General features: G+C 63.1%; 19 protein-coding genes. 2 read left to right on the top strand and 17 right to left on the bottom strand.

Annotated features, from left to right (window positions below):
- Positions 1-11 precede the first annotated feature (11 nt).
- The 3 genes from paaK to NLX68_RS21515 form a co-directional block, all read right to left on the bottom strand.
- On the bottom strand, positions 12-1,325 hold the full coding sequence (gene paaK / locus NLX68_RS21505; protein WP_254285712.1) for a phenylacetate--CoA ligase PaaK: 1,314 nt from the start codon (positions 1,323-1,325) through the stop codon (positions 12-14).
- Positions 1,326-1,513: 188 nt separating this feature from the next.
- Positions 1,514-2,656: an acyl-CoA dehydrogenase family protein gene (locus NLX68_RS21510; RefSeq protein WP_010220691.1), complete on the bottom strand. Its 1,143-nt coding sequence runs from the start codon at positions 2,654-2,656 to the stop codon at positions 1,514-1,516.
- A 72-nt stretch (positions 2,657-2,728) separates the two neighbouring features.
- Entirely contained in the window at positions 2,729-3,142 is a 414-nt protein-coding gene (locus tag NLX68_RS21515; protein WP_010220692.1) for a thioesterase family protein, read from the bottom strand.
- A gap of 496 nt (positions 3,143-3,638) precedes the next feature.
- On the opposite strand from NLX68_RS21515, the gene NLX68_RS21520 reads away from it, so the two are divergent.
- Together NLX68_RS21520 and NLX68_RS21525 are read left to right on the top strand one after the other, a co-directional pair.
- Positions 3,639-4,379 (top strand): SDR family NAD(P)-dependent oxidoreductase, encoded by a 741-nt coding sequence (locus tag NLX68_RS21520; RefSeq protein ID WP_254285713.1) that lies wholly within the window; start codon positions 3,639-3,641, stop codon positions 4,377-4,379.
- A gap of 41 nt (positions 4,380-4,420) precedes the next feature.
- Positions 4,421-5,335, top strand: a complete 915-nt coding sequence (locus NLX68_RS21525) for a CoA ester lyase (RefSeq protein ID WP_010220695.1) — start codon at positions 4,421-4,423, stop codon at positions 5,333-5,335.
- On the opposite strand, the gene NLX68_RS21530 is transcribed toward NLX68_RS21525, so the two are convergent.
- The 14 genes from NLX68_RS21530 to NLX68_RS21595 form a co-directional block, all read right to left on the bottom strand.
- On the bottom strand, positions 5,315-6,007 hold the full coding sequence (locus NLX68_RS21530; RefSeq protein WP_254285714.1) for a TetR/AcrR family transcriptional regulator: 693 nt from the start codon (positions 6,005-6,007) through the stop codon (positions 5,315-5,317). The genes NLX68_RS21525 and NLX68_RS21530 overlap by 21 nt on opposite strands.
- A 298-nt stretch (positions 6,008-6,305) precedes the next feature.
- On the bottom strand, positions 6,306-7,130 hold the full coding sequence (locus NLX68_RS21535; RefSeq protein ID WP_254285715.1) for an SDR family oxidoreductase: 825 nt from the start codon (positions 7,128-7,130) through the stop codon (positions 6,306-6,308).
- A gap of 50 nt (positions 7,131-7,180) precedes the next feature.
- Positions 7,181-7,531: a hypothetical protein gene (locus tag NLX68_RS21540; protein WP_254285716.1), complete on the bottom strand. Its 351-nt coding sequence runs from the start codon at positions 7,529-7,531 to the stop codon at positions 7,181-7,183.
- A gap of 84 nt (positions 7,532-7,615) precedes the next feature.
- On the bottom strand, positions 7,616-8,080 hold the full coding sequence (locus NLX68_RS21545) for a multidrug transporter (protein ID WP_254285717.1): 465 nt from the start codon (positions 8,078-8,080) through the stop codon (positions 7,616-7,618).
- A gap of 150 nt (positions 8,081-8,230) precedes the next feature.
- A complete protein-coding gene (locus NLX68_RS21550; RefSeq protein ID WP_254285718.1) occupies positions 8,231-9,682 on the bottom strand; it encodes a mannose-1-phosphate guanylyltransferase/mannose-6-phosphate isomerase in 1,452 nt (483 codons plus the stop codon).
- 33 nt (positions 9,683-9,715) lie between these two features.
- On the bottom strand, positions 9,716-10,372 hold the full coding sequence (locus NLX68_RS21555; protein WP_254285719.1) for an alginate O-acetyltransferase AlgF: 657 nt from the start codon (positions 10,370-10,372) through the stop codon (positions 9,716-9,718).
- Positions 10,373-10,385: 13 nt separating this feature from the next.
- Complete coding sequence (locus NLX68_RS21560; protein ID WP_254285720.1) at positions 10,386-11,543, bottom strand: alginate O-acetyltransferase; 1,158 nt, start codon at positions 11,541-11,543, stop codon at positions 10,386-10,388.
- Between the two features lie 11 nt (positions 11,544-11,554).
- Positions 11,555-13,012, bottom strand: a complete 1,458-nt coding sequence (locus NLX68_RS21565; RefSeq protein ID WP_254285721.1) for an MBOAT family protein — start codon at positions 13,010-13,012, stop codon at positions 11,555-11,557.
- Positions 13,013-13,203: 191 nt separating this feature from the next.
- Positions 13,204-14,325, bottom strand: coding sequence for a mannuronate-specific alginate lyase (locus NLX68_RS21570; protein WP_254285722.1), 1,122 nt, complete (start codon positions 14,323-14,325; stop codon positions 13,204-13,206).
- Positions 14,326-14,332: 7 nt separating this feature from the next.
- Positions 14,333-15,742, bottom strand: coding sequence for an alginate O-acetyltransferase (locus NLX68_RS21575; RefSeq protein WP_254285723.1), 1,410 nt, complete (start codon positions 15,740-15,742; stop codon positions 14,333-14,335).
- Between the two features lie 13 nt (positions 15,743-15,755).
- Complete coding sequence (algG, locus tag NLX68_RS21580; protein ID WP_254285724.1) at positions 15,756-17,321, bottom strand: mannuronan 5-epimerase AlgG; 1,566 nt, start codon at positions 17,319-17,321, stop codon at positions 15,756-15,758.
- 18 nt (positions 17,322-17,339) lie between these two features.
- The gene (locus tag NLX68_RS21585) at positions 17,340-18,821 is read right to left on the bottom strand and encodes an alginate export family protein (RefSeq protein ID WP_254285725.1); all 1,482 of its coding nucleotides are present in this window, start codon (positions 18,819-18,821) and stop codon (positions 17,340-17,342) included.
- Complete coding sequence (algK, locus tag NLX68_RS21590; RefSeq protein WP_254285726.1) at positions 18,818-20,332, bottom strand: alginate biosynthesis TPR repeat lipoprotein AlgK; 1,515 nt, start codon at positions 20,330-20,332, stop codon at positions 18,818-18,820. Before algK ends, NLX68_RS21585 begins: the two co-directional genes overlap by 4 nt.
- A gap of 7 nt (positions 20,333-20,339) precedes the next feature.
- A complete protein-coding gene (locus NLX68_RS21595) occupies positions 20,340-21,506 on the bottom strand; it encodes an alginate biosynthesis protein Alg44 (protein WP_254285727.1) in 1,167 nt (388 codons plus the stop codon).
- Between the last annotated feature and the right edge of the window lie 24 nt (positions 21,507-21,530).

Below are 21,530 nucleotides of genomic sequence, written 5' to 3' on the forward strand. Positions count from 1 at the left end.
GCAACAGGCTTTTAGCGTTTGCCGCGCAGATCGATGACTTTTCCGGCCTTGCCTTCAGAGCGCTTGAGGGTGTTGCACGGCTGCAGGACGATGCGCGTGCTGATGCCCACATGCACCTTGATCTGGTGGCTGAGGTGCTGGCAGGCGGCAAGCTGTTCCTCGGTGCTCAGACGGCTGTGCTCAGGGCGCATTTCGACCTGGACGGTCAACGAGTCGAGGTTGCCCTCGCGGCTGACGTGCAACTCATGCACGGGGCTGAAGATGAACAGGTTCAGCAGCTGTTCCTCGATCTGGCTGGGGAACACATTGACCCCGCGAATGATCAGCATGTCGTCGCTGCGGCCGGTGATCTTGTCCAGCCGGCGCATGGCCCGGCCATTCCCTGGCAGCAGGCGGGTGAGGTCACGGGTGCGGTAGCGCACCATCGGCAGGGCTTCCTTGCTCAGGGTGGTCAGTACCAGCTCGCCGAACTGGCCGTCGGGCAGCACTTCGCCGGTTTGCGGGTCGATGATTTCCGGGTAGAAATGGTCTTCCCAGAGGGTCGGCCCATCCTTGGTGTCCAGGTGTTCCATGGCCACGCCCGGGCCCATGACTTCCGACAGGCCGTAGATGTCCAGGGCCTGGATCCCCAGGCGTTGCTCCAGCTCGGTGCGCATCTGCTGGCCCCAGGGCTCGGCGCCGAAGATCCCGACCCGCAGCGACAGCTCATGAGGGTTGATGCCCTGGCGCTCGATTTCCTCGGCGATGTTGAGCATGTAGGAGGGGGTGACCATGATGATGTCTGGCTGGAAGTCCTTGAGCAGTTGCACCTGGCGTGCGGTCTGGCCGCCTGACATCGGGATCACCGTGCAGCCGAGTTTTTCAGCGCCGTAGTGGGCCCCCAGGCCTCCGGTGAACAAGCCGTAGCCATAGGCGATATGGATGCGGTCGCCGCGCTTGCCGCCAGCGGCACGGATCGAACGGGCCACCAACGCGGACCAGACGTCGATGTCGTTGCGGGTGTAGCCGACCACGGTCGGTTTGCCGGTGGTGCCGCTGGAGGCATGCAAGCGTGACACCTGGTCCATGGGCACGGCGAACAGGCCGAAGGGGTAATGCTCGCGCAGTTCGGCCTTGCTGGTCAGTGGGAAGCGGGCCAGGTCTTCCAGGCTCTCCAGGTCATAGGGGTGCACGTCCCGGGCATGGAACTGCTCGCGGTACCAGGGCACGTTGTTGTAAGCGTGCGCCAGGCTCTGACGCAGGCGCAGCAACTGATGCGCGCGCAGTTCATCGAGGCTGGCATGTTCGAAGCGGTCGTCGACGGGCTGGGCAAAGGCAGCAGGCATCTGGGCGACGGGGGTTCTGTGCAGGGGTATCGATTTGGTTGGCATCCGATCTGCTCTCTTCATGGATGGACGGAATAAAAGGCAGGCAGAATCCCGCCGCCGTGCCACGCCTGGCAGGACCGTACGGGCCTGGCCGGCGTGGTGGCAGGGGTTGCGAAAAAGGCTTGCGGGCTGCTGGCTCGACCGCTTCAGGCGGCCTGTGTCAGGCGTAGCAGCTGGTTGAAGATGTTTTTCTGGTGCATTTCTTCGGTACCGCCGACGCTGGCGAACCCCAACGCATCCTTGACCAGGTTGGCGATGTCGCCTTCGTGGTAACCCAGGCTGCCATACAGCTTGAGCAGGCTGATGGCGCTGTTGATGAAGTCCTGGGCCGCGCCGAGCTTGGCGATCGAGCAGCTCATCAACGCCTGTGGATGGTCGTTGAGCAACTGATCCAGCGCGGCATAAACCATCCAGCGGTTGCGCTCCATGCCCATGGCCAGGTCCACCAGGCGCTTTTGCACGTACTGGTGGTTGTCGATAGCGCTGTTGAAGCTTTCGCGCTGCGCCGCGTACTGCATGGCCTCGGTCAGGAACGGGGTCGGCAGGTTGGCGGCCACCAGGCCGTAGTACAAGCGCCCCAGGGAAATGATCTTGATCAGCTGCTGCAGCCCGCGACCAGGCTGACCGAGCACCTGGGACGCCGGGATGGCCAGGTTGTCGAAATACAGCGGGCCGGTGGGCAGGTGCTTGTTGCCCAGCTTGTCGTCAGGCTCGCCGCGGGTCAGGCCCGGGGTGTCCTTGTCGATCATGACCAGGGCAATGTTGGCTTTGGCGTCAGTGTCCAGCTTGGTCACGATCAGCATGAAATCGGCCACTGGTGCGTGGGCGATATTGAACTTGCTGCCGTTCAGGCGATAACCGTCGGCGACCGGCGTCAGCAGGCTGTGGATGCTGCGCACATCGGTACCGGTACCGGGTTCGGCAATGCCGGTGGCACTCAGCGCACCGTTGAGGATCGCGGTCAGGTAGCGGTCTTTCTGCTCGTCGCTGCCGTACAGCATCAGCGCGCGAACCATGCCGGCCTGAGCGATCACCGAGAGCAACAGCTCCGGCGTGCGGATCGAAGAGGCCAGGCCTTCGAGGGCGGCGGTAAAGCCCCACCAGTCCTCGCCCAGGCCGCCATGGCTGGCCGGAATCACCAATTGCCACAGGCCGGCGTCGCACAGGCGTTGCCAACCGTAATGATCGAAACCGGGCGCTGCGGTTTTGCGGGCGGTGGCCAGCTCGGCACCGATTTCCCGATATTTCACCAGCAACTCATGTTGCTGCGGAGTCCAGGAGAGTTTCATTGCTAGGTTACCTTTGCAGTCTGTTCGCCGGCCGCAAGGCGCCCGGCGAAACCGTCATCCTTGAGCAGTTGCTCAGCCTTCCTGGAACGCCAGGACCTGGTCCTTGAATGCTTGCGGTACAGGGATGGTGGACTGTTTGTCGTAGTCGAACATGACGTGGTAGGACTTGGCCTTGGCGACCACTTCCTTGCTGTCGTCCTGACGGCGCATGGTGTGCTCGATTTCAAAGCTCTTGGTGCCGAACTTCACGACTTCGCTGGTGACCACCAGGGTTTCGCCATACATGGCTTGCTTGATGTAGTCGCATTCACTGCGAACCATGATGTGCGGCAGCTTTTCGCTCTTTGGCAGTTTCAGCAGATCGTGCATGTAGCAGAGGTAGGCGTGCTGCATGTAGTCATAATAAATCGGGCTGCTGACATGACCCATCGAGTCGGTGTCGCGGTATTTGATTTCAATGACGGTGTCAAAACCCTTGTTGCTCATCGTGAACGTCCTTTTATTGATTTGTGGGGCTGAAGATTGCAATAAAGTTGAAACATCGTTGAGCGGGTAGTTGTCACTTTTAACAACGTTTCAATTTGTTTCTTATCCTAGGCAAGTTGCCAGGCTATGGCTACTCGCATTCAAATAACCGAGTGCGGCGCTGCGTGATTGCTCAGGTTGAGCTCAGTAAATACACGGGCTTGCTGGATTTTAAATGAACGCTATGGTTCGTTATGAGGCGCTGCGTCGATTTGTCGCGATGAAAATAAAATGGATTTGCAAGTTGCTCGCATTTCGTCGGCGATAACGAGTCTGGGTGTCGGATATTTAACAATTTTGTTAAATGCGAGTTAAACCTGCCACGGCTTCGGCTTTGTCCCGTTATTGCCTGGTCCCCGTAAGCGAGTAGTTGTTGTCTCAACATTCTTTTAGCATGTCGGACAGGCGTGGACTGGTAATGAAAGGTTCACGGTTTGCCTCAAGGAGTGCAGTTGATATGTTGGAACAAACCAAGGTAGCCGTGGTGACCGGCGCGGCCAGCGGGATCGGCGCGGCAACTGCCCGGCAACTGGCTGACGAGGGCTATCGGGTCGCGTGTCTGGACCTCGATGAGCGCGGGCTGGCGGCGACGTTGGCGGCGCTTGGCCCGCAGCATCGCAGCTTCGCCCTGGACTTGTGTGACGAGCAGGCAGTGGCGGCAACGTTTACCGAGATTGAACACTGGCAGGGGCGGGTGGACGTACTGGCAACCTGCGCCGGTGTCGTTGATACCGCGCCTTTCGAGCAGTTGAGCGTTGCGCGCTTGCGTCAGTTGCTGGATATCAACCTGATCGCGACCTTCAGTGTGGTGCAGCAGTCGGTTCGCCTCATGGCGCGTGGCGGACGCATTTGCACGGTGGCCAGTGTCGCCGGCATTCGCGGTGGCGGGTTGGCCGGCACACTGGGTTATGCCACCAGCAAGGGCGCGGTCATCACCCTCAGCAAAGGCCTGGCGCGTGAGCTCGGGCCGCGCGGCATCAACGTCAACTGCGTCGCCCCGGCAGTGATCCGCACGCCGATGCTCGACGACACCACCCGTGATGCCGGCAAGCTTGAACAGCTGCATGGCATGACGGCCCTGCGCCGCGAAGGCAGCGCCGAGGAAGCGGCCGAAGTGATCTGCTGGTTGCTGTCGGGCAAGGCTTCTTTCGTCAGTGGCACCACCATCGCCGTCGATGGCGGCCTGGCGATGCTCTAGTTGTTTGGTTGTTTTCCATTCTCTTAGTACAGGACGTCATCATGGCTGTTTCCAAGGATAATCCGCTGGCGCTTTGCCGCACTTTCTTCTTCATCCCGGGGGCCGATCAAGCGGCACTGCTCGATGCGCTCAATGGCGGCGGCGATGTGCTGGTCCAGGAGCTGGAAGATTTCACCCCGCCATCCCGTCGCGCCGAAGCGCGGGCCTTGTCGGTGAGCATCATGCAGCACTGGCGCGAATGCGGGCGGATCAGCTCGGTGCGCATCAACCCGTTCGAAACCTGTGGCTACGAAGACCTTGAAGCGGTCATGGCCGCGCGTCCGCAAGTGGTCATGATGTCCAAGGTCGAGGCCTGCGAGCAGATGATCGAGCTGGACAAGCAGATCACTCGCCTGGAAGCGCAGTATGCGATCGAAGCCGGATCGACCTTGATCGTGCCGAATATCGAAACCGCCCTGGGCGTGGTCCGGGCTATCGAGATCGCCCACTCCAGCCCGCGGATCAAGGCAATGCTGGTCGCCACCGAAGACATGGTTGCTGACCTGGGTGCCGGGCGCAGTCGTGCCGGTACCGAACTCTACTATCCGCGTTCGCGGTTTTTGCTCGAATGTGCGGCCGCAGGGGTGCTGGCCATCGACTCGCCTTACACCTTTGCCGATGACGCCGGTGCCGAGGCAGATATGCAATTTGCCCGATCAATCGGGTACCAGGCCAAAGGCGTGGTCAATCCGGCCCATGTGGCCGTTGCCAACCGCTACCTGACGCCGACGGCGGCAGAGGCCGATCTGGCACGGCGGCAGATCGAGGCGTTCGAACAAGCGGCCAGTACCGGCAGTGTGCGCGCCGAAGTCGATGGCCTGGTGGTGGAAGTGCCTAGTTACCTGCAATCACGGCGTTTGCTGGAACGCTACCAGCAATTGCAGCGGGTACAGGCTTCACGCGGCGGGAATGCGTGAATGGACCAGGGCACTGTTGGTGCTGTCGAGCAGGTACGGGCGCCGGGTGAAGGCCGGGTTGGGGCTTGAGCACAGCAGCCCGGTCACCGAGCAACTGATGGCCTGCTCGATTTCCACCTGGCTGATCTGTGGCGCATCAAGGATGTAAGCCTTGACCATCGAGGTGATCATCTGCGCCGTCAGCCAGGCGGCCGACTGCAGGTTGGAGTGGGCCAACTGGTGGCTCCAGCGTTGCAGCAGGCACTCGATCGACTGGGAGATGCGCGCTTTGTACTGATGCTCGCTGGATTCGTTGCTGAGGAAGGCGAAATCCTTGTCGAGCAAACGATGCAGCTCCGGTTCCTGCAGGTGCAACTGCAGCAGGGCGCGCACCAGCAGCTTGATGTGCGCCTGCAGGTCGGCCACTTCGTACTGGCCGGCGACATCGAGGATTACCCGGTTCACCGACTGTGCGTGGCGTTCGTAGAGGGCGGCAATCAGCGCGTCCTTGTTCGGGAAGTACTGGTACACCGAGCCGACACTAACCCCGGCGCGCTGCGCCACCAGGTTGGTGTTGGTACCGGCGTAACCGTGCTTGACCACGACGGTGGCGGTAGTCTTGAGGATGGTCTCGACCATCATCCTCGAGCGGGCTTGTGTGGGTATCTTGCGCGGAAGTTGAGCTTGTTTCACGAATGACTCCAGAATTTACCTGATCGCATTTGTGAGAAAGACTGCCAGCCAGACCACGGGGCTCCGATCCTGGAGGTTTTTCCCTGAATGCCTTTGAACCGGCGGTGTTTCTCTGCCCGCACATGGGGCATGCAGGCCCTAACTCCAGGACGTGCAAGGACACAGAGGGCTGGCCAGCCGTTCAAATACGGTAGGGATTCTTCGCCTTGGCGAGGCTTTGGAAAATGCTCTAGCGTGCAATTTATAGTTAGCGATAGGGTCAGCTATCGCAGGCGTTAACCCCCGAAAACCGGGAAGATCACAGCATCCGGTTCAGACCGAAACGTTTTTTCAGGACCTTTTGCAGCATACCGTTGGGCAGCCAGCTGGCCAGTAACGGCAATGCCCGGCTGCCATTGCCCAGGCGCACCAGCGTCGGCGTCGGGCTTTTCTGCACGGCATCGAGCACGCCCTTGGCGAATTCGGCGGCCGGTGTCGGGTTGTCCTGGGAGGCCCGGGCGCGGGCGCGGATGCCTTCGCGCAGCGGCCACCAGGGCGAGGTTTCGTCGAGTAATTGCTCGGCCTCGCGCCCGGCGTTACTGGCGAACTGCGAGGCAATTGCGCCTGGCTGCACTTCCATGACCCGTACAGCAAAAGGTGCCAGCTCCAGGCGCAGGGTTTCGCTCAGCGCGTGGACTGCGGCCTTGGAAGCGCAATAGGCGCCGGCGAACGGGGTTACCAGAACCCCGGAGACGCTGCCAATGTTCACCACCAGGCCCCGATTGCGTCGCAGTAAGGCAAACAGTGCAGCGGTGACGCCCACCGGGGCGAAGACATTGGTCTCGAATTGCCGGCGCATCGCCTCGACGCCGCCATCGAGCAGTGGGCCCATGGCACCGTAGCCGGCGTTGTTGATCAGCACATCGAGGCCATTGCCGCGTTGCTCAAGCTCGTTTGCCAGTTGGCTCAATGCCGCTGGGTCATTGACGTCCAGCTGGCGGGCGTGGAAGCCGCTGGCAGCCAGGCGCTGGACGTCCTCGGCCTTGCGCGCCGTGGCCCAGACGTCGAAGCCCGCGTTGTTGAAAGCTTCGGCCAGGGCCAGGCCGATACCGCTGGAGCAACCGGTGATCAATACATTGGGCATGCTGTGCTGTCCTTGAGCTGCGTGGGAGGGGGACAGCCAAGGATCATACGTCATCGATGCAGAAGTTCATCCAGGGCTTTTTTCAGTTGCTCGACACTGGCACCGGTGGCCAGTAGCTGCAGGCTGCCTTGGCAGTCAAAGAGCAATTGCGTTGGAATCACCTCGACTTGCGGTGTTGGATAGAGGTCTTGAAAGGTATGGAAGGTGGTCAGGTAGAAATCGACGGTCTGGCGATAGCCGTCCCTGGCCAGGGCCTTCAGGTTGTCTTTGCCGCAGACGCAAGCCGGGCAGTTGTCTTCATGGACCATGATCACCACAGGTCTGGCCAGCGGCTGCTTGCTTTTCAAACGCTGCACTATCTGTGCAAATTCGTCTTGCACCGCATCGGATGTATCGACCATGGCGTGCCTCGGCAGTGCTGAGTGTCGTGGGCACTATTCAACGTCTTTTGCCGGCCGGCGTAACCTGGCAAAAATACCAGGTGCTCAGTCGGCGAAGCTGCCTTGCAGGTGCTCGGCGCGGTAGTCGACGCTCTGTGGCCGGTAGCCGGAGCGCAGCGGTGGCAACGGCAGGCATTCCTGCCAGCTGGCGCCGGGTTGCAGCTCGCCCGGGCCGCGGTAGCGCGGCGCGGCATAGGTGTTTTCGGCAAGGTTGACGGTATCGCCCGGGGCATAGGCGGCGACCCGCCAGCGCAGTTCCAGCAAAGGCACCGAGTTGCCGTTGTTGATGTGCACGTGCAGCGGGCGATCGGCCGGGCATTGCTCGGGGGCGTAGGTCAGGCGCAGTTCCAGGCGGGCCAACTGGTTGGCTTCGCGGTTGTCCAGCCACACCACCCACAACGCCACCAGCCCCAGGCCGAGCAATGCTGCCAGGGAAATCGGCAGGGCCTTGGCCGGGTAGCGCAGCAGCAGGACCAGCCAGGTGAGGATCAGCAGGGCACCGATGAACATGGAGTGAACCTTGTGTGCGGGGTGCTTTCATCCTAACCGTAAATCGGCTGGGCCTCAAAAAGCTTCGCCGGCAAGGCCGGCTCCCACAGGAATTGTGAATACAGATCCAGTGTGGGAGCCGGCCTTGCCGGCGATGGGCAGGCTACGCGGTTACTGCGCGATGGTCTTGATCGAGATCCCGCGCTCGATCGGCGTCGAGCGTCCGTAGACATCTTCAAAGCGCTCGATATCGTCCTCGCCCAGGTAACTGCCGGACTGCACTTCGATGATCTCCAGCGGGATCTTGCCCGGGTTGCGCAGACGGTGCACCGAAGCGATCGGGATGTAGGTGGACTGGTTCTCGGTGAGCAGGAACACGTTCTCGTCGCAGGTCACCTCGGCGGTGCCGGACACCACGATCCAGTGCTCGGCGCGGTGGTGGTGCATCTGCAGCGACAGGCTGGCGCCGGGCTTGACGGTGATGTGCTTGACCTGGAAGCGCCCGCCCATGTCCACCGAATCGTACGAGCCCCACGGCCGGAACACCTCGCAGTGGTTCTGGGTTTCACTGCGGCCCTGCTCGTTGAGGGTGTTGACCAGTTGCTTGACGCCCTGAACCTTGTCCTTGTGGGCAATCATCATGGCGTCCTTGGTCTCGACCACGACGATGTTCTCAAGGCCGATCACCGACACCAGCTTGCCGTTGCCGTGGATCATGCAGTTACGGCTGTCCTGGACCACCACGTCGCCCTTGGTGACGTTGCCGTTGTGGTCTTTTTCGTGCACATCCCACAGCGACGACCAGCAGCCGACATCGCTCCAGCCGGCCGACAGCGGCACCACGCAGGCACGCCGGGTCTTCTCCATCACTGCGTAGTCGATGGAGTTGTCCGGGCAGCAGGCGAAGGTGGCTTCGTCGATGTTCAGGTTGTCGCCGTCTTGCGTACTGCGCTCCAGGGTCAGCAGGCAGGTGTCGTAGATGTCGGCATCGTGTTTTTTCAGTTCTTCGAGGAAGCGGCTGGCGCGGAACAGGAACATGCCGCTGTTCCAGAAGTAACCGCCGGCGCGGACGAATTCGGCCGCGCGCTTTTCGTCCGGCTTCTCGACAAACTGCGCCACCCGGCTGACGCCTTCGGGCAGCAGCGCGTCCTGGCTCGACTTGATGTAGCCGTAGCCGGTTTCCGGTTTGCTCGCCGGGACTCCGAACAGCACCATCTCGCCGCGCTCGGCGGCCACGGTGGCCAGGGCCAGCGCGCGTTGCAGGGCTTTCTGGTCATCGATCACATGGTCGGCCGGAAGCACCAGCATCAGCTCGTCACGGCCTTCGTTGACCAGCTTCATCGCGGTCAGGGCTACCGCTGGCGCGGTGTTGCGGCCGAAGGGCTCCATGAGGATGCCCTGGGTTTCGAGTTTCAGGTTTTGCAGTTGCTCGCTGACGATGAACTTGTGGTCCTTGTTGCAGACCACGATGGGCGCGTCCATGCCGTCGAACACCAGGCGCTCGATCGTCTGCTGGAACAAGGTGTGTTCACCGGTCAGGGCCAGGAACTGCTTGGGGAATTGCTTGCGCGACAGGGGCCACAGACGCGAGCCGCTACCACCGGACAGAATGACTGGAATCATGAGTGTTCTCCAAAAATTGAAATAGGCAGGTGGTTAACGGGTGGATACCGGGCGCTTGACCCAGACCGGCGACAGGTTGCTGCCGGAGCCGGTGACATACAGCACCGCCGCTTCGCCACGCTCCAGAGCCACAGGCTTCAGGTCGCTGACTTTCTTGTCGCCTTCATACAGCGCCAGGCTGACCTTGACCGGATTGATCTCGCGCTCGCCACGGGCCTTGGCGGCGACCGGCTTGACCACTTCGGTCTTGCCGTCGGCGGTCTTCAGGGTCAGGGCCTGCTCACTGAGGTTCTGTACCCGAACCAGGGATTTCTGCTTGTTCCTGAACGGTGGCTCCTCGACCAGTTGCGGCTGGCCCGAAGCGTTGTTGACCAGGGTGTAGTAGTGATCAGAGGCAAGCTTGACCGGCAGGCTCCGACTGCCGACCTTGGCGCTGTAATCGCCCTGGGGCATGAAGCTGAAATCACTGCTGCCCTGGGCGGCCACCGCGTTGATCTGGGTATTGCCGACGCTGGCGCTCACTGGCTGGGCGCTGGCGTTGTAGATGCGCACGAAGGTCGAGCCTTTCGGTGCGGTTGGGCCATACAGCGCGGCATCGGCGCCGGCGAAGGCTTGCAGCGACAGCAGGCTGAGTCCTGCGGCCAGGGCGCAGGCTTTGGCGATGCGGTGCTTTGGGGTATGCAAGGTCATGTGCGTTTCCTCTTCAGTTTTCCGTCCGATGGGACGACAGGGCCAGGTCTTGATTGGCATTGCGGGTTTTTTTCAGCTGCGCGATCCACTGCGGATCGAAAGCGCTGAGGTCGTTTTGCATTGGCAGATAACGTTCCGGGAACTCCCAGATCAGCACTTGCGGCGCGCTGTTCTTGAAGGCGTCGGTTTGCAGGTACTTGAGCATCGGCAGCAGTGGGCCATGGCCGTCTTCGGCGTAATTGACCACGTCGCTGCGCAGCGCCTGTTGCAGGGCACCGAGGAAGTTCCAGTTGGGGTTGGCGCTGTAGCTGGTACCGATCAGTGCCACCGGGATTTCGTTGTCGGCGAACAGTGCGTCGCCGTTTTCACCTTCAGCCTGGGCCGGGCGGGTGCTGCGTTTTTGCAGGGTGTCCGGCGGCGGCAGCAGGTTGCTGAACAGTGGATCGAGCGGCAGGAAGTTGGTCAGGTCGCCTTTGTACGGCGCGCTCTGGCGCTGTTCGGTGACGAACTGTTGTGGCTCGCCGTTGAGCAGGGTCTGGCGCGCGACGGCGGCGGCCAGGTGCTGGGCGACCACTTCGGCGCCCAGCGGCGTCCAGTGGGTGTCGGTGCGCAGGAACACCTGGCCACGGGCCTTGGCGTCCTGCAACGGCGCCAGCAGGTCGGGGGCGAACACACCGGCCTGGCGGGCCTGGGCGTGGAACTCGTTGTACAGGTCAGTGTGCAGGCTGGCCGGGGTCTGCTCGCCGAGGTACTCCGGATACAGCCGCGCCTTGGCCGGTACGATCGCCAGCACCAACTGCACGCCGCGTTGTTGCAGGGTGTCGCGTACACCGCGAATCAGCGCGAGGTTTTCCTGTTCGAACTGGTCGCTATTGGCCACCGGCTTGAACTCCTCGTCACTGAACAGCCAGTGCTCGCGGCCCAGCACCACGCCCGGGCGGCCTTCGTTGAACAGCTTGAAATCCAGCGCCGCCCAGAGGTTGGTGCCGATGCGCTTGAGCGGGAACTGCTCGTCGTAGTGGGTCTCGGCGGCCTTGGCCAGCTTGCCGTCGAGGGCAGTCATTTGCGCGGTGCGCTGGAAGCTGCCAAGGCCGCCCAGCGACCACAGGCCCAGGCCCAGCAACAGGGCGAGGAACAGCAGGGCGTAGAGTTTGCGTAATGATCGGGTCATGGTCGGCTCACTCAGAACTGGAAGTAGAGGAACGGCGAGTAGCTTTGCGCCGAGAGCTTGAGAATCGAGGCAACGAACAGCAGCAGCACCAGCGCACGGGTGGCGTACAGGCCCCAGTCCAGGCTCAGGCTGCCGTCAGCGTGGACCGCCACGGGGCTGGCCTTGGCTTCGGGCTTGGCGTTGCGGTAGAAGTCGCGCAGGCCGAAGTACGCCAGGGTCGCGTAGGCCAGCACCAGGGTCGCCATTTGCAGGCCGGTGAGGCTGGCGCGGTTGAGCTCCGATAGCTGCCAGTCACTGAAGCTGAACATGGCGCCGTACATGCGTGCGGCGACGTGCAGGTTCTCAGCGCGGAAAATCACCCAGCCCATCACCACCAGCAGGAAGGTGAAGGCCCAGCGCACCAGGTTGAAGCGTTGCGGCGCGGCGTTGATGCCCAGGGCCCGCTCGATCGCCAGCCACATGCCGTGCCAGGCACCCCAGACGATGTAGGTGAAGTTGGCGCCGTGCCACAGCCCGCCCAGCAGCATGGTCAGGAACAGGTTGCGGTAGGTGGCGAAGGTGCCGCCGCGGTTGCCGCCCAGGGTGATGTACAGGTAGTCGCGCAGCCAGGTCGACAGGCTGATGTGCCAGCGCCGCCAGAACTCGGTGATCGACTGGCTGATGTACGGCTGCTTGAAGTTCTCCATGAAGCGAAAGCCCATCATCAGGCCCAGGCCGATGGCCATGTCGCTGTAGCCGGAGAAGTCGAAGTACAGCTGCGCGGTGTAGGCCAGGGCGCCGAGCCAGGCGTCGCCGGTGGTCGGGTTCTGCAGGGCGAAGCAATGGTCGGCGACCACCGCCAGGGTGTCGGCGATGAACACCTTCTTGATGAAGCCCTGCATGAAGCGTGTGCAACCTTCGGAGAACTTGTCCAGGGTGTGGGTGCGGTGGTTGAACTGATCGGCCAGGTCCTTGAAGCGCAGCACGGGGCCGGCGATCAGGTGCGGGAAGATCGCCACGAAGGCGGCGAAGTCGATCAGGTTGCGGGTCGCCGGGGTGTCGCCGCGGTACACGTCGATGATGTAGCTGATCGACTCGAAGATGTAGAACGAGATGCCGATCGGCAGCAGCACGTGGGTGAGGATGAACGGCTCAAGCCCGAACGAGGTCATGATCGCGTTGAGGCTGTCGACGCCGAAGTTGGCGTACTTGAAGTAGCCGAGGATGCCCAGGTCGACCGCCACGCCCAGCAGCAACCAGCGCTGTGCCGGCTTGCTGCGCACGCCGGCGGCGCCGACTTTCAGGCCGATCCAGTAGTTCCACAGGGTGACCCCGGCGAACAGCGCCAGGAAATCCACCCGCCACCAGGCATAGAACACGTAGCTGGCCAGCAGCAACAGGGCGTTGCGGTAGCGTTGCCCGCTCAAGTAGTACAAGCCGAGAAAGATCGGCAGGAACAGGAACAGGAACACATTGGATGAAAACACCATCCCGATCTCTCCTTGTCGTTATCAGTCGGGGCAGCAGCCCCCCAAACCCCCCGTGAAACCTCCCGGGAGAAACCAGCTCAAATGTGGGAGCTGGCTTTGCCAGCGATGGGCTGCAGAGCAGCCCCAACAGCAGCAAGGCTGTGCCTTGCATCGCCGGCAAGGCCGGCTCCCACAGGTAATGTTTCAGCCAATCATTTCTTCTGTTCGGCCTGTGGGTCATAGACCCGGGTCAGGTCGCCGCCCAAACGGAAGCTCTTGAACGGCTGCATGTCGTGCTTGCGCCCGAGCACATCGCTGTTGCAGCGGTAGAGGCTGCACCAGGGTTCGAGCCAGGCGTACTTGCTGTCGATCTTCAGGTCATCCATGTCCTGCTTCTCGCCGTTCTTGGCCTTGAACGGGCTCGGGTCTTTCGCCCCCGCCAGCACCCGTTCACCCAGGCGCTTGAGGGCGCCGTTGTTCTCCGGGCGCACATCGACGCCGTTGGCCTGGGCGAAGCTGGCGATCATCGCCAGCGGCGGCAGGGCATAGTTGTGGTAAGCCAGGGCACGTTGCTTGCGCTTGAGCTCGTTGGGCAAAAAGCCCTGGGCGTCGACCTGGTTGGCGGCCACCCGGTATTCCTTCAGCGACCAGTCGAACAGGTCGCGGCGGTCGGTGGCCACGGCGGTCGCCATCACCGACCAGGCCGCCCAGTAGGCGTGGTTGTTGATCTTCTCCAGCGGCAGGTCGCTCCAGTCCTTGACCACCTGGTCGGCCAGGCGCCCGAACCATTTTTCGATCAGCTCGGCCTGTTGCTGGTGCGCAGCCAGCGGCTGGGAGTTGGAGAACTTCAGGTGCAGCCAGGCTGAGCTCAGGCTGCCCAGCGCCCATTTGCGCATCGACTTGCCGGTGTGGTTGTAGTCGGTGGACATCAGCGCATTGGCGCTGGCCCAGCTGCTCAGCCACTCCAGGGTGCAGTCGAGCTGCTGCGGGCGGCCATCGCGCATGTACTGCATGACCTGTTTGCTGACCCCGCGCTCAAGGGTGGTGATGCTCGCGGTGGAGTCGCGAAAGGCTTGTTCCGAGGCCTTGTTCAGGGTCGCGCGGGCTTTGTCCGAGCCTTCGTATTTGCTGCGAAACTGCAGCTTGCCGGTGTAGGGGCGGGGGATGGCTTCGCACTTGAAGTCGCTGCCGCCGCTCTTGAGTTTCTCGATCCCGGCGTAGTAACCCTGGGGAGGGACCAGCCCGGCGGCCTGCACGGCCGGGCCGAACAGGGCCAGGGCCAGCGCGAGCACCTTGAAGCCCGCGCCTACAGGGGATGTGCTGAATGTGTTCATAAGCACCTCACTTGCGTTTGCACAGCGTGGCTGCGACTTTCTGGCTGCCGCTCTGCGGCCCTTGAACTTCCACGGCGAGCAGGGTCTGGGCGGCCCAGTCCTCGTCCTCGCGCAGCTCGAAGGCAAAGCGGCCATCGGTGTCGGCGGTCTGCGGCTTCTCGATCTTCAGGTCCTCGTGGCGGCCGTTCATGTACCAGAGGGTGGCTTGCAGGGTCTTGACCGAGGTGTCCTCGAACTGGATGTCCAGTTGGTGACGGCCATTGGTCAGGTCCTTGATCACGCCGTTACGGCCGTTGACCATTACCTCGTTCTTGCCTGGCTTGAGTGTGGTGCTGGCGCTCATCTGCGCGGGCTTGCCTTCGCAGCCGTTGTCGACCAGGGCGAGCATCTGCCGCCAGATGGTTTCCTGGTCCAGGCGGTACAGCGGCGAGAACTCCCAGACGAGGATCTTCGGCGGGTTTTTCTGGAACGCTTCGCTGCCCAGGTACTGGATCATCGAGCCTTCCAGGCCGCCGCCAGGGAAGGCGACGTTGAGCACGTCGGCGCCGATGTACTGTTCGAGAAAGCCCGAGAAGTTGTAGTTCTTGCCGCTGTGGCTGGTGCCAACCAGGGTGATCTGCGGGTTGCCGGAATCGCCGAACAGGTCGTCGCTGCCACTCTCGCCCTTGGGTTCGGTGACGAACTGGTCCATGTACTGCACCGCGTAGCTGGTGCCGCACAGTTGCCCGGCGACGTTGTGCAGGGTGCCGGTCTTGCCCATGCGCCCGGACTTGTGGCTTTCGAACTCACGCTTGGGCACCTCGGCGAAGGCCGCCATCTTGTGCACGCTGTCGGCGACGATCTTCGCCGCGCGCTCGGCGCCGTAGGGGGTCCAGTGCTGATCGCCGCGGAAATAGAAATCCTTGCCCTGGTCGGCGGCGGCCAACTGCTCGTTGGTCAGCGGCGACAGGTCGGGCACGGTGTAGCCCATCTTGCTGAAGCGCCCGAGCATGGCCTGGTAGTTGTGCAGCGCCTTGGTGTAGTTGAAGGCGGCCTTGTCGGCGGGCTTGAGCATGTTGCGGTTCACCAGGCCACGGGTCGGCTGGTAGACGATCACCAGCTCCACGCCCCTGGCCTTGAACGCATCGTGCAACTGCTGCAGGCGGCGGTAGCCGGCCGGCGTGGTGTCGAACTCGGTGCGCAGGTCTTCGCGGGTGCGGAACAGCCAGTCGCCCTGGGCTTGTATCAGGGTGGTGAAGTTCTGCTGGTAGCGGGTGGTGTAGCGGCTGGCGTCGTGGGCCTCCGGGCACAGCTGGCAGCACGGCTCGGCGCTAAAGCTGGGTGCCTGGGCCTGCTCGGCCGAAGCCTGGGCACTGATCGCCAACAGGGCGGCGGCAAGGCCGGAAAGGCTCAGCAGCTTGGTCAGTTGTGGTTGCATAAGATTGGCTTCCTCAGTCCAGCATTTCGGTCTGGCGCTCGACCGGATCGATCAGCACGGCTTTGCCCTGGCGCACCATCAGGTCGAGAATCTCGTCCTGGCGCTCGCCCAGTACCCCGGAGAAACTGATGCCGCTGGCCTTGCTCGGGGCCAGCATCGAGACCCGGTACAGTTCCACGCTCAGCGGCGAGTCGATCGACAGCGGGCCGCTGCCGTTGGCCGCCAGCTCACCGCCGACGACGATCAGCGAAACCTTGGTGTCGAACGGGTCGAGGGCGATGTCGCGGTCGGTTTCCGACAGGTCCTTGATGTGCCCGTACACGCCCACCAGGCCGTTGGCCATGGCGACGTTCTCGTACAGGCGGATGTTCACGCTGTTGCGCACGCGAATGCCGTGGCGGCGGTTGTTGATCAGCTTGTTGCCCCAGATCAGGTTGTCGCCGCTCTCGTACAGGGTGATGCCGTCGGTGTGGTTGCGGTAGATCTCGTTGTAGGCGATCAGGTTGTTGACGCTGTTACGGTCGATCACCACGCCCGAGAGCTTGTTGTCATAGCTCTTGTTGTTGATGATCCAGCTGTCGTTGACCTCGCGCGAGACGATGATGCCGTGCTTTTTCTTGGTCCCGTACACGGTGTTGCCGGTGATGATCAAGCGGTGCGAGCGGTCGTGGGGGTCGATGCCGTAGACGATGTTGTCGCGGTAGGTGCTGTCCTTGACCACGAAGTCGCTGGTTTCGTAGCAATAGAAGCCGTACCACATGTCGCTGAATTCGGAGCCGATGATCCAGCCGGTGGGTTCCGAACGGCCCATCTGCTTGGCCATGTTCGGCGTGTACTGGGAGATGCTCACGCCGTAGGACTTACTCTTGGCGTAGCCGAAGCTGGCCATCTTGCTGTTGACGATGTAGGTCTCGGTGCCGCCCCAGGACAGCAGGAACGGGCGAAATTCCTTGGGCGAGCGGAAGGTTGCCGGGCCGTTGTCCTGCTCGCGCCAGCCGGTCACCCGGGTATCGCTGACGAACAGCTTGCCATCGTTGACGATGAACGCGCCGCCCTCCTGGGACAGGCGCAGTTCCTTGACCTTGGCGTCGATCTCGAGCACGCCTTTTGGCCCGACCACGATCGGCAGGCGCGCCAGGTAAACGCCCGGTGCGGTTTCGCGCAGGTACTGGCTGGGCACCTGCTTGCTCAACTCGGTGAAGTCGACATGGCCGTCGTCGATGAAGATCGCCTGGGGGATGCCATGCTGGCGCGCCACCCATTCGGCCATCTTGTTGTCGCCGCCGATGAACTCCTTGAGGCTGTTTTCCTGGAGCATGCGCCGCACCGAAACCTTGCCCTTGTGGCTGCGGACGATCTTTTTCTGCACGGCATCAACGGTGTAGCCGGACAGGTCCGGCAGGGTCGGCGCCGGGATCTGCAGCGGCTCGATCGGCGCGCTGCTGACGGTATAGGTCTTGGCCTGCTGCAGCTCCTTGGCCACCGGCGTCGGCGCCTGGCCGTTGGCCAGGGCGATGCTGCTGGCCAGCAGCAGGGTGCCGGCCAGCAGGGCATGGAGCGTGTTCGGAGGAAGGCTCATTTCATTGCACCCCAGGCGTCAGAAGCGCCAGATCACGTCGACGAAAGCGCGGTGCATGTAGGAGTCCGCTTCCTTGCCATAGGCATCACCGGGCTTGAACACGCCGCCACGAAAGCGCACCAGCGCCGACGGCTCGTCGATCGACTGGCTCAGCGAGGCCGGTAACAGGCCTTGCTTGAAGTACTTGGTGACCACCAGGTCCATCTCCTGGCCGAGGTCTTTCTCGCCCTGGACCAGCGGCCGGTTGATGCCGTTGTCCTCGACCACGGCATTGATGCCACTGCTGCCGATGTTCTGGTCGCCATCGACGCGCCAGAACTTGTGGTAGATCAGGCTGGCGTCGTAGTCGTCGCGCAATTGCCAGGAAGTGAACAGGGTCGCCGCCTGCACGTTGCCCAGCTCGCCGCGGAAGGCTTCGCCAAAGCGATGGACCCGCGAGCGGGTGCCGGTGAAGTTGGAGCGGTTGCTCTCAAGGCCGGTCTGCTCGTAGTTGCCCGAGCCATCGCTGCCACCGCCGCCGCTGCCGCGGGCGTAGGCGGCGCCGACCTGCCAGTTGGGATCCAGGCGCAGGCGGACACCGAGGTCGGTGGCCCAGGCATTGACGTCGCCACTCTGTTTGCCGCTGGCCACCTGCTCGCCGTTGACCGTGGTGGTGTTGAGGCTGTCGCGATCGCCGGTCAGCCAGGTCATGCTGCCCCAGTAGTTGACGCGGTTCTGGTTGCGCCAGTTGTAGGCGTCGCTGTTGGCTTCCAGGCCCAGCCAGGTGAGGTCGCCGGTGCGGGTCTTGTCCAGGGCATCGACGGTTTCGCCCGGGTTTTTCAGCTTGCCGTCGTCGTGGCTGTGGTGAGCGCGCAGGCCGACCCAGTGGCCGGGTGTCCACTGCGTGGCGACGTCGCCGTAAATGTGCAGGCGGTCCTTGTCTTCCGGGGCCAGCTCGGTGAGGTCGGTGCGGTATTCGCTGAAGCGCTCGGCCACGCCCAGGTTGGCGCGCAGCAGGGTGGTGTCGAAGGTCCAGTTCAGCGCTTCGATATTGGTGTCGCGCCACATGCCGTCGTCGTTGCGCAGGCGCTGGCGGCCGAAGCGCAGCTGCTCGCCGGGGTAGGCGGTCAGGCCGCTGTAGCCGACCCAGAACTCGCGCATGGCCAGGTAGTTTTTGTCCGCTTCACGGCCATTGGCGCGGCCGCTGTCGGCCTCGGCCTGGTCGCCGGACTGGCGCAGGGTGTCGGTCTCGATGATGTCGGTGGCCGCCACCGCCTGGCCCATGGCGAAGGCGCTCCAGTTGCCGCGCTCGCCGTACACCCAAGGGCGCAGGTCCAGGCCCAGGCCGTTGACGTCGCCGCCGGAACGGGTGCCCAGGTCGCGGTCGTCTTCGGACTGGCCGGTGATCTTCACGTCCAGGCCAAAGTTCTTTTCAGCAGTCATCGCTGCCAGGGTCGGGCACGACCAGAGCAGGGCAAAGCCCAGGCCTACGCCTGCTTTCATCCACGGATTGAGTGTCATAGGGAGTCCTCGCCTTGTTCGGGTTGCGCTTGCAGGGCCAGGGCAGCGGGGCCCATGGCGCCACGAGCCTGGCGTTCTTGTTGCAGCAGGCGTTCAGCCTGGGCCTTCTGCGCCGGGGTGAGTTGCTGATCGAGTTGGGCTGCCAGCTCGCGTGACTGGTCGCTGGGATTGGCTTGTGCCAGTTGGCTGAACACCCAGGCGTTGACCAGGTCCTGGCGGATGCCGTGGCCTTCGCTGAACAGCTGGGCCAGGGCGTAGTCGGCACTGAGCTGGCCGCCGCGGGCGGCGTGGAGCAAATGATCGACGGCTTTTTGCGGGTCGACATTGCCCAGGTAGCCACGCCGGTACAGCTGGCCCAGGTAGTAATGGGCGCTGACTTCGCCGGCGTTGGCGGCGCTGAGCAGATGGGTTTCGGCTTTCTGTGCGTCGGCCGCTACAGTCTTGCCTTCGTAGTACAGGCGGCCCAGCAGCAACTCGGCACGCGGTTGTTCGGCGGCGCGGCCCTTGTCGATGTAGCCCATCAGCGTGTCGGTGTCACCAAGCTCGGGGAAGTCATAGAGCAATTGCGCCAGGCTGACCCAGGAACCAGGGTTGACCGGCGCCACGTGCTCGAGCAGGGCCTGGGCGGTTTTCTCGTCGCTCTGGCCGAGGCTGCGGTCGGCCAGTACGCGGGCGACGCTGTCGACCCGGGTGGCCGGGATCGCGCCATGCTGGTAGGCGCTTTTCACCTGTTCGATCAGTGCCGCCTGTTGCTCGGGCTGGGCGCGTTTCTGGTAGACGGTGGCCAGTTCCACATAGCAGATGTCGGTGCTGCTCAGCGCGGTCTTGCAGATGCGCTCGACCTCGTCCAGGTGCTGGTCGTAGGTGTTCTGGGTGCGGTACAGCAGGACCTGGGCCAGGCCGGCCTCGGGGTAACCGGCGGCACGCCACGTATCGATCTGCTGCTGGGCGTTGGTGCCGGGGAAGCTCTGCGGGTATTGCAGGTACAGCATCGCCAGCGGGATCAGGGTATTGCCCTCGCCATTGGCGAAGGCTTTTTTCAACAGGGTTTCGGCTTCCTGGCGCTCGGCTTCGGTGGCGTCCGGCTTGGCCGCCAGCAGGCGACCGAGGCGGGCCTGGGCACGCGGCGAGATATCGGCGGCAGCGCGGTAGGTGGCCTCGGCCTCCTTGAGCTTGGCCGGGTCGCGGGTTTCGATCTGGATATCGGCCAGGCCCACCTGCGCTTCGCTGTAACCGAGGTCGGCGAGCTGGCGGTAGTTCTGCTCGGCCAGGGCGGTGTCACCGCGCTTGAGCGCCTCGTTGGCCAAGCGCTGGTCGGGCAGGCCGGCGCAACCGGCCAGGCTGATGGCCAGGGCCAGGCTGCACAGACTGAGGATATAGCTCGACCCCTGTGGGAGCCGGCCTTGCCGGCGAAGCAAGGCGCAGCCTTGCCCATTGGGGCTGCTGCGCAGCCCATCGCCGGCAAGGCCGGCTCCCACGGAGAGGGTGGCAATCTTGGTGTTCACCGGCATGTCTCCCTTAGAGCCCACGGGCCACGGCTTTATCGATCAGCCAGTCCAGCGACGGGCCACGGTTGCTGTCCACCGCCACCGGGCGGCCGGCCAGTTCGCTGGGCAGTGCACCCTCTGGCTTGATCTGCACGCGAATATCCGAAGACAGGTCTTCGCTGTTCAGGCTGGTGCTGCTGACGATCTCGCCCTTGCGCCAGTCGTCTTCACCGGCGATCTGGAAGTTGACGCGAGTGCCGGGCTTGACGTCGTCGAACTGGCGATAGCTGAAGCGCGCTTCAATGGTCGGATTGCTGGTGCGCGGAATCAGTTGGAAAATCACCTGACCCTTGCTCGCGTACTGGCCGTTATCCACCAGTTGGCGGGCGACCACGCAATCACAGGGGCTGGTCAGGGTGCCGCTCATCTGCTTGCCGAACAGCTCCTCGACCTTGGCCGGATCCAGCTGCTGGTCATCCAGGTGGCCCTTGAGCATGTCCAGCATGCTGGTGCTGAACGAGGCCAGCGGCGCGCCCTTGACCACCTGGCCGCCGTTTTCCACCAGGCCCTGCACGGTGCCGTCGCGCGGCATGGTGACGTTGCTGGCCGGCACGCTGACCACCCCGGCCTGGGCATGGCTGACGAAGTACAGGCCATACACCGACTTGGCGATGAAACCGAACGCCGCCACGCCGACCACGAACACGCCGAGGCTGAAGGTCACTGCCCGCAGGCGGCCAAAAGCGCTCATGCCGCCGTTGGCGTCTTTTTGTTTGCGCGCCTTGGTGAAGTTGTCGCGCTGCAGGGTGCTGAGTACATCGCCCATGGTGATCAGCTCACCCGACAGGTGCGAGGTGATGATGTGGCGCAGAGTGGCGATGTCACGTGGTTCGAGGTTCTGGAACTGCACGCCGGTGCGGCCGCTGGACGGGTCGAAAGAACGCACCTGGATCTCGATGTCCATGGCCAGGCCGAGCTTGTCGACGGTGAACTGCAGGCGTCCGCGCAGCACTTCGCCAACCTTCAACGGGTGCTTGGCGTGGAAGCTCAGGCCGCCGGCGGAGAGGTCGTCGACCCTCACTTCCAGGGTTTCGCGGTTCCCCCCCAGGTAGCGCAGCTTGGCCGGGATGCGCACCCGCGCGTGCTGACGCTGGGCTTCGGACTCATGCACGACATTGACGTTGACGGCGGTATTCATGGCGATTTGTTCCTGTTTAATCCA

The organism is Pseudomonas sp. SBB6, assembly GCF_024213215.1.
Taxonomy (GTDB): domain Bacteria; phylum Pseudomonadota; class Gammaproteobacteria; order Pseudomonadales; family Pseudomonadaceae; genus Aquipseudomonas; species Aquipseudomonas donghuensis.